17 protein-coding genes are annotated in these 15,976 nt (G+C 33.2%); 11 read left to right on the forward strand and 6 right to left on the reverse strand.

Annotation, left to right across the window (positions count from 1 at the left end; translation table 11 throughout):
* Window positions 1-9 precede the first annotated feature (9 nt).
* The 5 genes from pnuC (at window position 10) to QLS97_RS03930 (ending at window position 6,383) form a co-directional block, all read left to right on the forward strand.
* Window positions 10-639 carry a nicotinamide riboside transporter PnuC gene (gene pnuC, locus QLS97_RS03910; RefSeq protein ID WP_282714340.1) on the forward strand — a complete coding sequence of 210 codons (630 nt, stop codon included), beginning with the start codon at window positions 10-12 and terminating at the stop codon, window positions 637-639.
* Complete coding sequence (locus QLS97_RS03915; RefSeq protein ID WP_282714341.1) at window positions 594-2,702, forward strand: DUF4301 family protein; 2,109 nt, start codon at window positions 594-596, stop codon at window positions 2,700-2,702. The genes pnuC and QLS97_RS03915 overlap by 46 nt, the downstream gene beginning before the upstream one ends.
* A 41-nt stretch (window positions 2,703-2,743) precedes the next feature.
* Window positions 2,744-3,148: an alternative ribosome rescue aminoacyl-tRNA hydrolase ArfB gene (arfB, locus tag QLS97_RS03920; protein ID WP_282714342.1), complete on the forward strand. Its 405-nt coding sequence runs from the start codon at window positions 2,744-2,746 to the stop codon at window positions 3,146-3,148.
* Window positions 3,149-3,391: 243 nt separating this feature from the next.
* Window positions 3,392-5,542, forward strand: coding sequence for a TonB-dependent receptor (locus tag QLS97_RS03925; RefSeq protein ID WP_428831766.1), 2,151 nt, complete (start codon window positions 3,392-3,394; stop codon window positions 5,540-5,542).
* Window positions 5,543-5,927: 385 nt separating this feature from the next.
* Complete coding sequence (locus QLS97_RS03930; protein ID WP_282714344.1) at window positions 5,928-6,383, forward strand: hypothetical protein; 456 nt, start codon at window positions 5,928-5,930, stop codon at window positions 6,381-6,383.
* A gap of 241 nt (window positions 6,384-6,624) precedes the next feature.
* On the opposite strand, the gene QLS97_RS03935 is transcribed toward QLS97_RS03930, so the two are convergent.
* Window positions 6,625-7,038, reverse strand: a complete 414-nt coding sequence (locus tag QLS97_RS03935) for a Rieske (2Fe-2S) protein (RefSeq protein WP_282714345.1) — start codon at window positions 7,036-7,038, stop codon at window positions 6,625-6,627.
* Window positions 7,039-7,200: 162 nt separating this feature from the next.
* Here QLS97_RS03935 and greA point away from each other — a divergent pair, with 162 nt between their 5' ends.
* From greA to QLS97_RS03950, 3 genes are all read left to right on the forward strand, one after another.
* Complete coding sequence (gene greA / locus QLS97_RS03940; protein ID WP_282714346.1) at window positions 7,201-7,677, forward strand: transcription elongation factor GreA; 477 nt, start codon at window positions 7,201-7,203, stop codon at window positions 7,675-7,677.
* 68 nt (window positions 7,678-7,745) lie between these two features.
* On the forward strand, window positions 7,746-8,135 hold the full coding sequence (locus QLS97_RS03945; RefSeq protein WP_282714347.1) for an HIT family protein: 390 nt from the start codon (window positions 7,746-7,748) through the stop codon (window positions 8,133-8,135).
* A 93-nt stretch (window positions 8,136-8,228) separates the two neighbouring features.
* The gene (locus QLS97_RS03950; protein WP_282714348.1) at window positions 8,229-9,401 is read left to right on the forward strand and encodes a transglutaminase domain-containing protein; all 1,173 of its coding nucleotides are present in this window, start codon (window positions 8,229-8,231) and stop codon (window positions 9,399-9,401) included.
* Here the strand turns inward: QLS97_RS03950 and QLS97_RS03955 are convergent.
* Window positions 9,393-10,547: a sensor histidine kinase gene (locus tag QLS97_RS03955; protein ID WP_282714349.1), complete on the reverse strand. Its 1,155-nt coding sequence runs from the start codon at window positions 10,545-10,547 to the stop codon at window positions 9,393-9,395. The genes QLS97_RS03950 and QLS97_RS03955 overlap by 9 nt on opposite strands.
* A gap of 174 nt (window positions 10,548-10,721) precedes the next feature.
* Between QLS97_RS03955 and QLS97_RS03960 the strand changes: the two genes are divergently transcribed.
* The 3 genes from QLS97_RS03960 (at window position 10,722) to aat (ending at window position 12,726) form a co-directional block, all read left to right on the forward strand.
* Entirely contained in the window at window positions 10,722-11,603 is an 882-nt protein-coding gene (locus QLS97_RS03960; protein ID WP_282714350.1) for a flavin reductase family protein, read from the forward strand.
* A 24-nt stretch (window positions 11,604-11,627) separates the two neighbouring features.
* Complete coding sequence (locus QLS97_RS03965) at window positions 11,628-12,008, forward strand: DUF3127 domain-containing protein (RefSeq protein ID WP_099714265.1); 381 nt, start codon at window positions 11,628-11,630, stop codon at window positions 12,006-12,008.
* 79 nt (window positions 12,009-12,087) lie between these two features.
* The gene (gene aat / locus QLS97_RS03970) at window positions 12,088-12,726 is read left to right on the forward strand and encodes a leucyl/phenylalanyl-tRNA--protein transferase (protein ID WP_282714351.1); all 639 of its coding nucleotides are present in this window, start codon (window positions 12,088-12,090) and stop codon (window positions 12,724-12,726) included.
* A gap of 50 nt (window positions 12,727-12,776) precedes the next feature.
* Here the strand turns inward: aat and QLS97_RS03975 are convergent, their stop codons facing one another.
* From QLS97_RS03975 to rpsB, 4 genes are all read right to left on the reverse strand, one after another.
* On the reverse strand, window positions 12,777-13,337 hold the full coding sequence (locus QLS97_RS03975; protein ID WP_282714352.1) for a DNA-3-methyladenine glycosylase I: 561 nt from the start codon (window positions 13,335-13,337) through the stop codon (window positions 12,777-12,779).
* Between the two features lie 2 nt (window positions 13,338-13,339).
* Window positions 13,340-13,993, reverse strand: a complete 654-nt coding sequence (locus tag QLS97_RS03980) for a queuosine precursor transporter (protein ID WP_282714353.1) — start codon at window positions 13,991-13,993, stop codon at window positions 13,340-13,342.
* A 158-nt stretch (window positions 13,994-14,151) separates the two neighbouring features.
* Complete coding sequence (tsf, locus tag QLS97_RS03985; protein WP_282714354.1) at window positions 14,152-14,976, reverse strand: translation elongation factor Ts; 825 nt, start codon at window positions 14,974-14,976, stop codon at window positions 14,152-14,154.
* Window positions 14,977-15,109: 133 nt separating this feature from the next.
* Window positions 15,110-15,907 (reverse strand): 30S ribosomal protein S2, encoded by a 798-nt coding sequence (gene rpsB, locus QLS97_RS03990; protein ID WP_282714355.1) that lies wholly within the window; start codon window positions 15,905-15,907, stop codon window positions 15,110-15,112.
* Window positions 15,908-15,976: the final 69 nt, after the last annotated feature.

Raw genomic sequence — 15,976 nt, forward strand, 5'->3', positions numbered from 1 at the left:
TTTTTTCTAATGATAGAATACTTTTTTTCTCAATACGCAGATTACCCAACATTAGATATTGTTCTAGAAATTGTAGCGGTTATTTTTGGTTTATTAAGTGTTTGGTACGCTAAAAAAGATAACATTTTAGTATTTCCAACAGGGATTGTAAGTACATTAATATTCGTTTATTTGCTTTGGAAATGGACTTTATGGGGTGATATGATGATTAATGGATATTATTTTGTGATGAGTATTTATGGTTGGTATCATTGGACCAGAAAAAAAGATGATACGGTTGAGTTTCCAATTTCAAAAATTTCGAGTTCTGAAAAACGAATTGCGATAATTCTTTTTATATTTACGGTCGCTTTTGTGGTTTCGGTATATCATTATTTCGGAAAATTCACCACTTGGTATGCTTATGTAGATACATTTATCACAGGGGTTTTCTTTGTAGGAATGTGGCTCATGGCCAAAAGAAAAGTAGAAAATTGGGTATTTTGGATAATTGGAGATGTAATTTCTATTCCGTTATATTTTTCAAAAGGATTTACTTTTACAAGTTTTCAATACGTAGTATTTACAATAGTTGCCGTTTTTGGCTATTTAGAATGGAAGAAAATCTCAGACAGCTCTCAAACGGAGCTACAAAAATAATTAAAATTGCGCTGTTTGGCCCAGAAAGCACGGGAAAAACCACATTAGCAAAACAACTCGCTGAATATTATAAAACAGAATGGGTTCCTGAATATGCACGAGAATATCTTCAAGAAAAATGGGATGCAAATCAACAAATATGTACTGTTGACGACATGCTTCCTATTGCTTTAGGACAAACCAAATTAGAAAATGAAAGCGCTGTAATGGCTAATAAATATCTTTTTTGTGATACTAATTTATTGGTAACCAAAGTTTTTTCGGAAGTGTATTATGATTATTGTGATCCATTATTAGACCAAGCGGCTCGCGAACATGAATATGATTTGTTTTTTCTTACGGATATTGATGTTCCATGGGAAAAAGATGATTTAAGAGACCGTCCAGAAGAAAGAGAATCTGTATTTGCAATTTTCAAACAATCTTTAATTGATAATAAAAAACCATTTGTAATTCTTTCTGGAGATAAAAAATTACGACTTAAGAAAGCGGTTGCTATAATCAATGATTTGGCAAAAGCCAAAGAAATGGGACTTTCTTCGCTAGATTTTATTCAGATTTATGAAAAAGGAGTTTCATTAAAAAACATTCAACAACAACTTGGTTTTTTTAGAAATGGAATTACGAAGAGTAATCTGGTTGGACCAGCAACTTTATTCAATGGTATTTTAAAATTATCAGAAAGTGATTTTCGACTAAAAGCAGATTATTTTGATGAAAATAAATCCAGTTTAAAACTGGAAAAATTTGTTCCTGCCTCTGGAGCAGCCACAAGAATGTTTAAGTTTCTGCTTACTTTTCTAAAGGATTTTGATGTCGAAAATGAAACGATTAATGCTTATGTCAATAGAAAAAAAGAAACAGAACTTCCTGTTTTTATAGTAGGTTTAGAGAAGTTCCCGTTTTTTAGGGCAGTTGATGAAAAACTGAGAGAGGAATTTATTGATTTTGAGTTTCTTCATCGAGATTATAAAAATTATTATTTCATAAAATTACTTTTGGCTCCGGATTATTTTAATTTTTCCAATAAACCAAAAGCAACTCTGCCTTTTCATAAATACAAAACACACATTGCAACTCCTGTTGATGAACATTTGAATGAATGTATTCATTATGCAAATTCAAATATGCATTTTACGGTTTCTGAATCACATCAAAAGCAATTTGAAAGTGTTGTAAATAGCATTAAAAATGAAATAGAAAAAGAATCCAGTACTTCATTACATATTAATTATTCTTATCAAAATAAGAGTACAGACACTCTTGCAGTAGATTTTGAAAATAACCCCTTTAGAGATGAAAATGGCAAGTTGTTTTTTAGGCCTGGCGGTCATGGAGCGTTGATAGAAAACCTAAACAATCTCGATGCCGATATTATTTTTATAAAAAATATTGACAACGTTATCCAAAATAATATTAATAAAATTGCTTTGTATAAAAAAGCATTGGCAGGAATTTTAATAGAATTGCAACAGCAAGTATTTAAATATTTACATGCAATTGATGCTGATGAAATTCAACAGGAAAATGGTTGGGAGATTTTACTTTTTTTACAGGAAAAACTAAATATTAGTATTCCGAACAGTTTTTACCAACTTAGTTTTGAAGATAAAATGACCGAAATAAAAGCTATTTTAAACAAACCTATCAGAGTTTGTGGAATGGTAAAAAATGAAGGTGAAGCTGGCGGTGGCCCTTTTTGGGTAAAAGATGAGAAAGGTTCTATTTCGTTGCAGATTGTTGAGAGCTCCCAAGTAGATTTATCAGATGAGAATCAAAGAGGAATCTTGAATGCATCTACACATTTTAACCCTGTTGATATAGTTTGCGGAATCAAAAACTATAAAAAGGAGAAGTTTGACCTGACTCAGTTTGTGGATCATAATAGTGGTTTTATAGTGGAGAAAACTACTTTTGAAAGAGGTATTAAATCGTATGAATTGCCTGGCTTATGGAATGGTGCTATGGCAAAATGGATTACTGTATTTGTTCAAGTGCCTTTGATTACTTTTAATCCCGTAAAAACAGTAAATGATTTATTAAAACCAGCACATCAGCCGTAATAATTTTACGGAAACAATCCCGAAGTTTCGGGAAAATATAAATGGAAAACGAAAAAATTATATCTGAGTTAAGTTTTAAAGCCGTCCGCAGTAGTGGAGCCGGTGGTCAGAACGTAAATAAAGTTTCCTCGAAAGTGGTATTGACTTTTGATTTGAAAAATTCTCAGGCTTTAACCGAAGAAGAAAAACTTTTGGTCGAAACCAAATTATCTTCCAGGGTAACAACTGATTTTGTTTTAATCTTGAATTGTGATGAAGATCGAAGTCAGTTTAGAAACAAAGAAATTGTAACCAAACGATTTTTGGAACTTATAAAAAATGCATTGCTTATTCCTAAAGAACGTAAGCCTACTAAAATTCCTAAGTCGGTTATTAGAAAGAGAATAAAGGATAAAAAAAACGTGTCTGAGGTCAAGAAAAATAGAAAAAGACCTAATTTAGAGTAGGCAGTTTATTTTTATTTTTTAAAACTTTAAATTTTAAACAAAAAAAACTACTTTTGCGCTGTCTCAAAGGGGTGCTCTAAATAACGAGCTGAGATTATACCCAAAGAACCTGGACAAGTAATGTTGTCAAGGGAAAAAATGACAAACAAATAGCGTGCACACTACTTTATTTGTCATAGGAAACAATCATTTTTTAATTTAACAAAAGAATAATTCCCCCTTTTATTCGTAATCTTTTTACGGATGAATACTATTATTACAGTTACAAAGTCTCAAAGTCTCAAAGTCCCAAAGTCCAAGAATCTGACATATTATATGTCTTCTGTCTTTCTTCTCGCCTCTTTTATCTCTTTTTCTCAAGTCAAAGACACCGCTAAAGTAAACCAACTCGATGAAGTCTTGGTTTCAGCGGTACGTGTTACTACAAAAACGCCGGTCAGTTTTAGCAATTTGGACAAAAAGGAAATCAAATTCCGAAACTTAGGACAAGATATTCCTATTCTGATGAATTATCTACCTTCTGTTGTCACCACTTCTGATGCCGGAAATGGAGTAGGATATACCGGAATTCGCGTTCGTGGTAGCGATGCAACAAGAGTGAATGTTACTATCAACGGAATTCCGTACAACGATTCTGAAAGTCATGGAACGTATTGGGTAAATATGCCTGATTTTGCTTCCTCACTGGAGAGTTTGCAATTGCAACGCGGCGTAGGGACTTCTACTAATGGAGCAGGAGCTTTCGGTGCCAGTTTAAACATGCTTACCGATAATTTTGCCAAAGAAAGCACAGGAGAAATCTCCAACTCTTTTGGAAGTTTCAATACTCGAAAACACACGGTAAAATTCAGTACAGGTTTGATGAATGACCATTTCGAAATCGCGGGACGTTTGTCTGCTTTAAATTCAGATGGGTATGTGGATCGAGGCGCATCTGATTTGAAATCCTATTTTCTTCAGGGTACCTATGTAGGGAAAACTACTTTGATAAAAGCCTTGGTATTTGGAGGAAAAGAAAAAACGTATCAATCTTGGAACGGAATTGATGGCGAAACGCTGAACAATGATCGCACGTTTAACTCAGCAGGAGCTTTTACGGATGAACAAGGAAATGCTCGTTTTTATGACAATGAAACCGATAATTACCAACAAGACCACTCTCAATTGCATTGGAACGAAAAAATATCAGAAAACTGGAGTACTAATTTTGCGTTGCATTACACCAAAGGAAAAGGGTTTTATGAAAATTATAAAGAAGACGCTGATTTAGCTGATTATGGATTACAGCCAGTTGGTGCCGTGGTAACAACTGATTTGATTCGTCAAAAATGGTTGGATAATGACTTTTATGGAACTACATTTTCTGCAAATTACAAGAAAGACAAACTGGATGTGATTTTTGGCGGCGGATGGAATAAGTATGAAGGGAGTCACTTCGGGAAAGTCATTTGGGCACGATTTGCTTCACAGAGCGAATTAGGAGATCGTTATTATGATGATTATGCAGTTAAAACGGATGGAACTGTTTTTGCTAAAGCCAATTACCAAATCACAGCGCAATTAAGTTTATTTGGAGATTTACAATATCGTACGGTTAATTATAAAGCCAACGGAGTTCAGGCCACTGTAGTAGATGACACGTTTAATTTTTTTAATCCAAAGACCGGATTTACGTATGACATCAATGCTAATAATGCCTTGTATTTTTCCTATGCAAGAGCAAATAGAGAACCAAACAGAACTGATTATGAAGGCGGAAACGTAAAGCCAGAAAAGTTGAATGACTTTGAATTGGGTTGGAGATATGTTGCAGAGAAAATACAATTCAATTCGAATGTGTATTATATGGCCTATAAAGATCAATTGATTTTGACAGGAAGTTTAGATGATGTAGGCGCTCCAATACGTTCCAATAGCGAAAAAAGCTACCGTTTAGGACTGGAAGTAGACGCTACAATAGCGTTGACAAATCAATTGATTATCCGTCCTAATTTCACTTTAAGTGCTAATAAAAATACTGATTTAGCGGTAGAAGGACAGGATTATGGTACTACTGATATCGCGTATTCACCATCGATTATTGCGGGAAATATTTTGGTTTATACACCAGTGGAAAATCTTCATATTTCATGGTTGCAAAAATTCGTTGGGGAACAATACATGAATAACATTGAATTACCGGAGGCAAAGTTGGCAGATTACTTTGTGAATGACTTGAATGTTGCCTACACTTTTAAACCTAAAACCATCTTCAAAGAAATTGTGTTGACTGGTTTAGTGAATAATTTTTTAGACAAAAAATATGTTTCTAACGGATACATGTATGATGTATATCCGTATTATTATCCACAGGCGGGAATTAATTTTCTTGCCGGTTTGACATTGAAGTTTTAGAATATTGTTTTAGTTATAATGAGAAAAATCCTGATGGCTTACCTGTCAGGATTTTTTGGTTATAGCGATTTATTGAGAATTTTTGATGTAAATTTCTTCGAAAATTTATTTATATGGTTCTTAGATTTTTATAAGAAGAATATGATTTTTTAATTTTGTAAAAAAGTACAATTAATATTGATGGGATTAGTATTTATGGTAATGATAAAATTAAATCTATTAAATTTAAAATGGTAAAATACAGTATAGCTATATATGTAAATATAAACCTTAACTTGTTAAATTCTATTATTTAAATAAGATAATTCTTTAAATAACGTTTTTTTTATTTTTATATTTACAATGGTTCGCCAAAACTAATTATAAATTTAAACTAGTATTAAAAATGAAAAATTTCAAACATATATTCATTATCATTTTGTTATGTCTTGGTTTTGAAAGCTATTCGCAAATCGCTGTGACGGGCTATTCTAATTATGCTTTGGGATTAAATACAAGTAAAGAAAAGGTGATAAGTTTTGAAATGAAGATTTTCACTAACCATTATGTAGAAGATATTCCAATAGAGGGTAATGTGTTTTATAATTTTAAAACCAAAGAATACCACAGATTCTCAATTGGATTAGGAATTAATCTTAGTCCATTTAGTAGTCCTGATCAAGTGAATTCATTTGTAATTCCAATCGTATTAGAAATTTTTCCAATAAAAGATTTTAAAAAAATAGCAATTGTTTTTGAATTAACACCCGAATTAAGGATTGAAGATGATGTTAATATTAGAAGCCTTTTTGGTATTAGATATACTTTTGACAAAAAAATAGCTCAAAATTTTAACCCATGAATTTAATATTTATCTCTTAAAATAAAAGTTTTTTCATCATTTCAAAAAATCCGAAAAGGTTAATACGTTTTGGATTTTTTTCTTTACAAGTTTTGCAATAAATTTAAAAAAAAATGGATGAAAACTTACCACTAAAAAAAATAATCCATAAAGTGTATCATAATTTGAATGAGAATTGTAGTCAATTAAATGCTTTTAAAGAAAATACAAGCAAACAAAATTGAATCTATGTTTAAGAAGTTTAATTATAAACCCGAAGTGATGTTCCGTTTACTTGAACACGATATTGCTTCATAGGATACTGTAAAGTACCCTGTCCGGTAAATAAACTGTATTCTTTACTGTCACATCCACAAACGGCATTTATCCCATCTATGGTCATGGTAGAGCAGGAACTTATAGCCTGATTGGGACAAGCCGCATCAAAAGCATTGTAACCGCTGCCGGTATTAAAAACAATAATGCCACGCGCACCTACTCCGGCATAATAAATAGCGTTGCTTGCATATTTAAGATTCGAATACGCAGGCAAATTCATATTAATATCTACCGTAAAAGTATAATTAGGGACAAATGGATTTGTATTATCAAAACCTGAATCACTACACGAGAAAAAGAAAGGAATTATAACGAAAAGCAGCAGGTATTTTTTCATTTTAAAATAGTGTCAAAGTATTAGTGAAACAAATTTAATTTATTTAACTTTGAATTATATATGATTAACATATATTTATAGACGAAAAAATAATAATAGTATCTTTGTGGAAAGAAATCCCGTCCTGATGGGATTTTTTCTATTTATATAAATGATGAAGTTATGAGTACAGTATCGTATTACACCGCAGAAGGGTTAAAGAAATTAAGAGAAGAATTAGATTATTTAAAAAGCGTAATGCGTCCAAAAGCATCTGCAGATATAGCCGAAGCAAGAGATAAAGGCGACCTTTCTGAGAATGCCGAATACGATGCTGCTAAAGAAGCACAAGGAATGTTGGAAATGCGTATTGCTAAACTGGAAGAAGTACATTCTAATGCCAGATTAATAGACGAAACACATCTTGATGTTTCTAAAGTATTGGTTTTGTCTAATGTGAAAATCAAAAACCAAACCAATGGAATGGAAATGAAATACACGTTAGTAGCTGAAAGTGAAGCCGACTTGAAAACTGGAAAAATCTCCGTAACCTCACCAATTGGGAAAGGTTTACTTGGAAAATCAGTAGGAGAAGTTGCTGAAATTACAGTGCCTAATGGTGTGTTGAAATTCGAAATTTTAGAAATCACAAGAGACTAAAGCTAGTATTTAGTTTCTGGTGTAAACAATCGATTATCTTAAAATTTAGTATCTAAAAAGTCTTATTCATGAGTTCCATATTTACAAAAATTATAAACGGAGAAATTCCCTGTTACAAAATCGCAGAAGATGAAAATTTCTTGGCTTTTTTGGATGTAAATCCAAATGCAAAAGGACACACGCTTTGTATTCCGAAACAAGAAGTAAATAAGATTTTTGAGATGGAAGATGATTTGTATATCGGACTGATGCAGTTTTCTAAAAAAATAGCAGTTGCCCTGGAAAAAACGGTTCCGTGTAAAAGAATCGGAATGGCAGTTGTAGGACTTGAAGTTCCCCATGCGCACGTTCATTTGATTCCCTTGAATGAAATGGATGAAATGCGTTTTCAAAATAAAGTATCGCTGTCCAAAGACGAATTTGAAGCTTTGGCAGAAAGCATAAAAACCAATTTATAATAGTTGTGTAAAATAAATTGGTACGGTTTTAGTTTAGAATGGGGATAGGTGAAAACCTATCCCCTTTTAATTTTTTGAGCCTACATTATTACTATGAAAAATATTTATTTAGTACTTTTTTTCTTTTTCTCGTTTATGAGTTTTGGACAGGTCAACACAGGATATTCTTTGGTTGATGCTAAAATGGCTGTTATTCCTGCTAGTTCAACTACTTCTACTGATGCAATTGCTAAATATATCAATAGTAATTTCAAAACAGAAACAGACAAAATCAGAGCTATTTTTTACTGGACCGCATCCAATATCAGCTATGATGTTGCTAATATGTTTGTCATAAATTTCAATGAAACCGAACAGGAAAAAATCGCAAAGACATTGCGAACCAGAAAAGGGGTTTGTATTCATTATGCTGTTGTTTTTAATGAGCTTTCGCAAAAAATAGGAATCCAGTCCTATATAATTGACGGATATACAAAGCAAAACGGAAAAGTAGGTGACTTAGCTCACGCTCGGACAGCTGCAAAAATTGATAAAAAGTGGTATGTGTTTGATCCAACTTGGGGTTCGGGTTATGTCAATAATGGGAGATTTTCAAAAAAAATAAACAACTATTATTTTAAGGCGCAACCTGATAAAATAATCGCTTCCCACATTCCATTTGATTATTTGTGGCAATTTTCGAATTATCCTATTACCAATAATGAGTTTTATGAAGGGAAAATTCAAATTAATAAAACTAAGAAATACTTTGATTTTGAGAAAGAAATCATCAAATACAATGCTTTGCCTGAAGTGGATCAATTATTTACTTCGGCAGAAAGAATAGAGAAAAACGGGTTGAAAAATGCTATGATTCTCGAACGTTATGAAGGGAAAAAGCAGCAGTTGACTTATTTGCGACAAAATACAAATATTGAAAAATTGAATGCTATTGTGAATGAAATGAATCAGGCAGTTGTCCTGTTGAATGATTTTATTCATTACAGAAACAATAAGTTCAAGCCTACTTTTTCTGATGATGAAATTAGCAGTATGATTGAAACGCCAAGAGCAAAACTAGCCAAATGTCAGAACGATATTTACAGCGTTGGTGCAGTTGGTAATAAAAATGCATCTAATGTAGCGTCGATTAAAGCATCAATTAGAGCAGCTTTGGCGCAAGCCGAAGAACACTCATTATTTGTGAAAAAATATTTGAGTGCCTCTAAAATAGTCAGAAAAACGATGTTTTCTAAAGTCTCTTGGTTTGGAGTTCCGCTAAACTAAATTACTTTTTTTGAAACTGACTTGCATTGTTGTTCCTTTTCCAATTTCGGAATTCAGCACTTTGATGGTTCCTTTATGGTACTCTTCCACGATTCTTTTAGTCAATGAAAGACCCAATCCCCAACCGCGTTTTTTAGTTGTAAATCCAGGTTCAAAGATGCTTTTGAATTGACTTTTTTGAATCCCGCTTCCAGTATCTGAAACGTTTATTTTTACTGAATCACCTTCTTGCTCAATTTCCAGCGCTAATTGTCCTTTTCCTTTCATTGCATCGATGGCATTTTTGACAAGATTTTCAATGGTCCAACTGTGTAAAGTTGGATTCAAAGAAACAAGGATGGGAGATTTTGGTGCTTTGAATGAAAACTCAATTTGTTTCGAAAATCGGGATTGTAAATAGTCGTAAGACTGAAGCGTTTCTGCAACGATGTCTTTATTTTCTAATTTGGGTTCTGAACCTATTTTAGAAAAACGATCGGTTATGGTTTGTAAACGCTCGATGTCTTTTTCAATCTCGAAAGTGGTGCTTTCGCCCACATTTTCAGATTTCAAGAGTTCGACCCAGCCAATCAATGAAGAAAGCGGAGTTCCTATCTGGTGTGCAGTTTCTTTGGCCATTCCGGCCCAAAGTTTATTTTGCGTAGCCATTTTGGTACTTCTGTAAAAATTGTAAACGAGCGCTCCAAAAAGCACAATGATAAGCACTAAGGCAACGGGATAGTATTTCAATTTATTCAGTAATGCGGAATTACCATAATACAGATTTTGAAATTTTCCGGGTACATATTCAATGACAATAGGTTCATTTTCGCTTTTTAATTTGGATAAAAAATCCTTGGCTTTGCGCTCATTCTTTACAATGGCATCGTCAATATTTACCGTGTTTATGATGCTGTCATTCTCAGTGACAATGATAGGAATAGATGTGTTGTTACTGAAAATCTGCAGTGGAAGTTCAACATCTGTATTTTCGTCGGCATTGTTAAGTGTTTTTTGAGCTTTTGCCCAAAGGTTCATTTTTAATCGTTCTTCATTTTTGAAGATTTGAAAAAAAGTATAAGTGTTCCAGAGAATTAATGAAATGATTAAAAAGGATGCAAAAATAATAACCCAACGAGTTGTATTTCTTCTTTCAGAAAACTGCATAAATATAATTTAGAAATATAAATATAACGAAATAAATGCTTTTGTATTTTAGTTTTAGACAAAGAATTTTTTTTAAGAAAATCAAACCTTTATTTTATTCTAATTTGAGGTTACATTTCTTAAACTTAATTCATTTGTCTACTTTTGTATCTTTCAGCAATAAATTAAAAAGGTATGATTACTATTGATCCTAAAAGTATTGAAACAGCAAAATTACAAGGGTATTTGCAAAGTTCCGTTGGACCAAGGCCTATTGCTTTTGCCAGTACGATGGATGCTAAAGGGAATCCTAATCTATCGCCTTTTAGTTTCTTTAATGTGTTCAGTGCTAATCCTCCGATTCTGATATTTTCGCCTGCAAGACGCGTTCGTGATAATTCGATAAAACACACGTTAATCAATGCCGAAGCGACTCGTGAAGTGGTGATTAATGTGGTAAATTATGATATGGTTCAGCAAACTTCTCTAGCTAGTACAGAATATGCTGATGGAGTAAATGAGTTTGTAAAATCGGGCTTGACGCCAATAGCTTCGGATGTGGTGAGACCTTTTCGAGTAAAAGAATCACCAGTTCAATTTGAGTGTAAAGTCACTCAGATTATTCCGTTGGGAACTGAAGGAGGAGCCGGGAATTTAGTACTTTGTGAAGTAGTTCGCATTCATATTGACGAATCCGTTTTAGACGAAAACGGAGCCATTGATCAACATAAAATAGATTTAGTTTCCAGATTAGGCGGCAACTGGTATTCCAGATCGAATCAAGGTCTTTTCGAAGTGCCAAAACCATTATCCACATTAGGAATTGGAGTGGATGCGATTCCTAATTTTATAAAAGAAAGTCCTATTTTTGATGGAAACGATTTAGGGATTTTAGGCAATATTGAAGCCTTGCCTACAAAGGAAGAAGTTAGTATATTTGTAAAACAAAATTTCGCGGTAAAAGGAGTTTTAAGCTCCGATGATGCCGAAAAAGTACACTTAGAAGCTAAAAAATATTTAGATAGTAATGATGTGTTTTCAGCATGGAAAGTACTTTTGGCTGAAAGAAAAAAATAGAGCAAAACAATTAAAACATAGAAGATGGAAGTTACAGGAAAAATTAAAATGATCGATCAAACTAAGGAAGTTGGATCTGGAGGTTTCAAAAAAAGAGATGTTGTAGTTACAACTGATGAGCAGTATCCGCAACATATTCTAGTTCAGTTTGTTCAGGACAAATGTGACTTATTGAACGGTTTTCAAGTAGGAGAGCCTGTAAAAATTGATATTAATTTAAGAGGTAGAGAATGGACAAATCCTCAAGGGGAAACAGTTTATTTTAATACTATCCAAGGATGGAGAATAGGAAAATTGCAAGCTGAAGCTCCTTCTGCTGCGCAAATGCCTCCAATGCCAGCTGCTGAAGCATTTGCACCAGCAACTAACTTAAACGAAGAAGAAGCAGACGATTTGCCTTTTTAATCATTTGATTTTCGATTGATATAGTAAACAAACCCGACAGGTATTCAAAACACTGTCGGGTTTTATTTTTTGATAAAGAATGTATTATTTAACTACAGCATTATTCTTTCCACCCGTTTCTCAGACTAATTCTACAGGTATTCTTGCTCTTGGAGGAGATTTGTCGACTGAGCGTTTACAGCTTGCTTATAGGAATGGGATTTTTCCGTGGTTTGAAGATGGAGAACCTATTACGTGGTGGTCGCCAAATCCCAGAATGGTTTTGTTTCTGGATGAATTGATTGTATCCAAGAGTATGCGCAACATTCTGAATCGAAATAGTTTCAAGGTTACATTTAATCAGAATTTCAGGGACGTAATTTCAAACTGTCAGAACATAAAAAGAGACGGACAAAATGGGACTTGGATTACCAATGACATGATTGAAGCCTATTGTAAATTGAACGAATTAGGTATTGCAAAATCAGTTGAAGTCTGGCAAGATGAGGTTTTGGTTGGTGGATTGTACGGAATTGATTTAGGTCATGTTTTTTGTGGTGAAAGTATGTTTTCTAAAGTCTCTAATGCTTCCAAAGTGGCTTTCATTACTTTGGTAAACCAATTAAAAAAAGAAAATTACAAACTGTTGGATTGCCAAGTTTATAATCCGCATCTGGAAAGTTTAGGTTGCAGGGAAATTCATAGAGAAGAATTTATGAAGATTTTGAAAAGCAAATAATTTTCAGATTCCGATTTCTAGTACTTTAAATGGCTACTTCAATCTGATTACTAGCTTTTTTTCCAGCAATCTGCTACGTGATCATCGACCATTCCAGTGGCTTGCATGTGTGCATAAACTACGGTGGATCCTACAAATTTAAACCCGCGTTTTTTCAAATCTTTACTAATTTCATCTGAAAGTGGCGTGGTTGCAGGAACTTCTTTTAGGGATTGTCGGTTGTTTTGAATTGGTTTTCCATCTGTAAATTTCCAAATGTATTTAGAAAAACTACCAAATTCATCTTGAACTTTCATAAATGCAATGGCATTAGAAACGGCTGCGCGAACCTTTAATTGATTGCGGATGATTCCAGCGTCTTGGAGTAATTCTTGAATTTTATCTTCGCTATAAAGAGCGACTTTTCTATGATCAAAATTATCAAAAGCTAATTTGAAGTTTTCTCTCTTTTTTAGGATTGTAATCCAACTTAGTCCAGCTTGAAAAGTTTCCAAGATTAGAAATTCAAATAATTTTTGATCTTCATAAACAGGAACTCCCCATTCCTCATCATGGTATTTTTCGTAAATATCAATACCAACACACCATTTACATCTTGTTTTTTCTTCCATGATTATTCTGTTTCTTCTGATAAATATTTTTTTATAATGTAGTGTCCCAAATAAATTAGAGGAGTCAATAAAATAGCAATTCCTAGTTTGAATGTGTAACCTGTCAATGCAGAAGTGATAAAAGTATCAAAGTTGATTTTTCCGGGTAACCAAAAAGCAATTCCAAGTACAATAAAAGAATCGAATAATTGAGAAATTATAGTGGAACCCGTTGCTCTAAGCCAGATTTTTTTATTTCCTGTGCGGTTTTTGAAAAACCAAAAAATAGTTACATCAATCAATTGTGAAACTAGAAATGCAATGATACTTCCAACGATGATCCACATGCTTTGCCCAAAAACAGCAAAGAATTGATCGTCGTTTACCGGACTTATTCCTTTTGCTGCGGGAATGCTTATAGCTAAAAACAAAAGGATAAAAGCATAAGCAATTAAACCAGCTGTGATTAAAGACAATTTTTTCACTCCTTTTTCTCCAAAATATTCATTGATTAAATCGGTAGTCAAGAAAACAATGGGCCAGGGTAAAATGCCGATGCTCATTACAAATGGACCAATTTGTATCAATTTTCCACCGATTAATTCGGCTGTAACGGCATTAGTTATAAAAATTCCAGCTAGTATAACAAATACAAGCTCTTTTTTGGTTTTAAACATAAAAAATAATTAGTACTCAAATTTAGTATTTTAATTTATGTTTTTATAAAACAGATGGTAGTTGATTTAAAAAAAAATCCCATTCTGGTGAATGGGATTATATATTTGTAATCAGAATTTAAAATAAATTTAGAATCCTGAAACTATTTTAGAATAGATTATCCTAAAGCAGCTCTTTTGAAACCTGTTACGATAAGATCTTTATCTAAAGATTTAACATAAGCAGCAACGCTCATTTTGTTATCTTTGATATAATCTTGGTTTACTAAAGTGTTGTCTTTAAAGAAACGAGCTAATTTACCTTTAGCGATATTGTCTAACATTGCTTCAGCTTTTCCTTCTTGACGTAGGATGTCTTTAGCAATTTCGATTTCTTTAGCGATAGTTTCTGCATTAACACCTTCTTCGTTTAATGCAATTGGAGCCATAGCTGCAGCTTGCATAGATACGTTTCTTGAAACTTCTTCAGCACCTTCAACATTTGCAGAAAGAGAAACTAAAGTAGCGATTTTGTTTCCAGAGTGGATGTAAGATCCTATGAAAGCACCTTCTAATTTTTCGAAAGTTCTAATTTCTAGTTTTTCACCGATAACTCCAGTTTGCTCGATTAATTTATCAGCAACAGTTATTCCGTTGAAATCAGCAGCTAAAAATTCTTCTTTAGTATTGAAGTTCAATGCTAAATTAGCCATTTCAGTAGCCATTTTCACAAAGTTTTCATTCATCCCTACGAAGTCAGTCTCACAGTTCAATGTGATAACAACTCCAGCAGTTTTGTCAGCATTTACAACAGCAATTGCAGCACCTTCAGTAGATTCTCTGTCTGAACGGTTTGCAGCTACTTTTTGTCCTTTTTTACGTAAGTTTTCGATAGCTAAATCAAAATCTCCTTCTGCTTCAACCAAGGCTTTTTTGCAGTCCATCATACCTGCACCAGTGATTGTTCTTAATTTATTTACGTCTGCAGCAGTAATTGTTGCCATATTGTATTATTTTTTAAGGTTAAAAGTAAAAAATTCCAAGTGTTAAATCCAATTTCCAATTTTATTAAATTATCAACTTTAGGTTTCTAATTTTTTTTGGAGAGGAATTTAAAACTTGGAATTAAATGTTTATTTATTCTTCAGTTGCAGTTGGAGCAACAGCTTCTACAGCAGGAGCAACTTCTACAGCTTCAGCAGCAGGAGCAACAACTTCAGCAGTAGCTTCAGCTTCTTTGTCAGAACCTCTATCAGAAAGTCCTTCAACAATTGCAGCAGTAACTAAAGATAAAATTTTATCAATTGATTTAGAAGCATCATCATTTGCAGGAATTACATATTCTACTTCACGAGGATCAGAATTTGTATCAACCATTGCAAAAACTGGAATGTTTAATTTTTGAGCTTCTTTTATTGCGATATGTTCCGCTTTGATATCAACTACGAACAATGCAGCTGGTAGTCTAGACATGTCAGCGATTGAACCTAAGTTTTTCTCTAATTTAGCACGAAGACGATCAACTTGCAAACGCTCTTTTTTAGAAAGAGTCATGAATGTACCATCTTTCTTCATTTTATCAATAGTAGCCATTTTTTTAACAGCTTTACGGATAGTTACGAAGTTAGTTAGCATTCCACCAGGCCATCTTTCAGTGATGTAAGGCATGTTTGCAGCTTTTGCTTTTTCAGCAACGATGTCTTTTGCTTGTTTTTTGGTAGCAACGAATAATATTTTTCTACCTGATGCAGCGATTTTTTTCAAAGCGTCATTAGCTTCTTCAATTTTTGCTGCAGTTTTATATAGATTGATAATGTGAATACCATTACGCTCCATATAAATGTAAGGAGCCATGTTTGGATCCCATTTTCTAGTCATGTGTCCGAAGTGAACACCTGCTTCTAGTAATTCTTTTACTTCTACTTTGTTTGCCATTTTGTTCTAGTTTACGTTCTGTTGATTAGCAATGAATAAATGGCGATTTCTCGGCTTTATACATTTAGA

Origin of the sequence: Flavobacterium yafengii (assembly GCF_030010375.1) — a bacterium.
Taxonomy (GTDB): Bacteria; Bacteroidota; Bacteroidia; order Flavobacteriales; family Flavobacteriaceae; genus Flavobacterium; species Flavobacterium yafengii.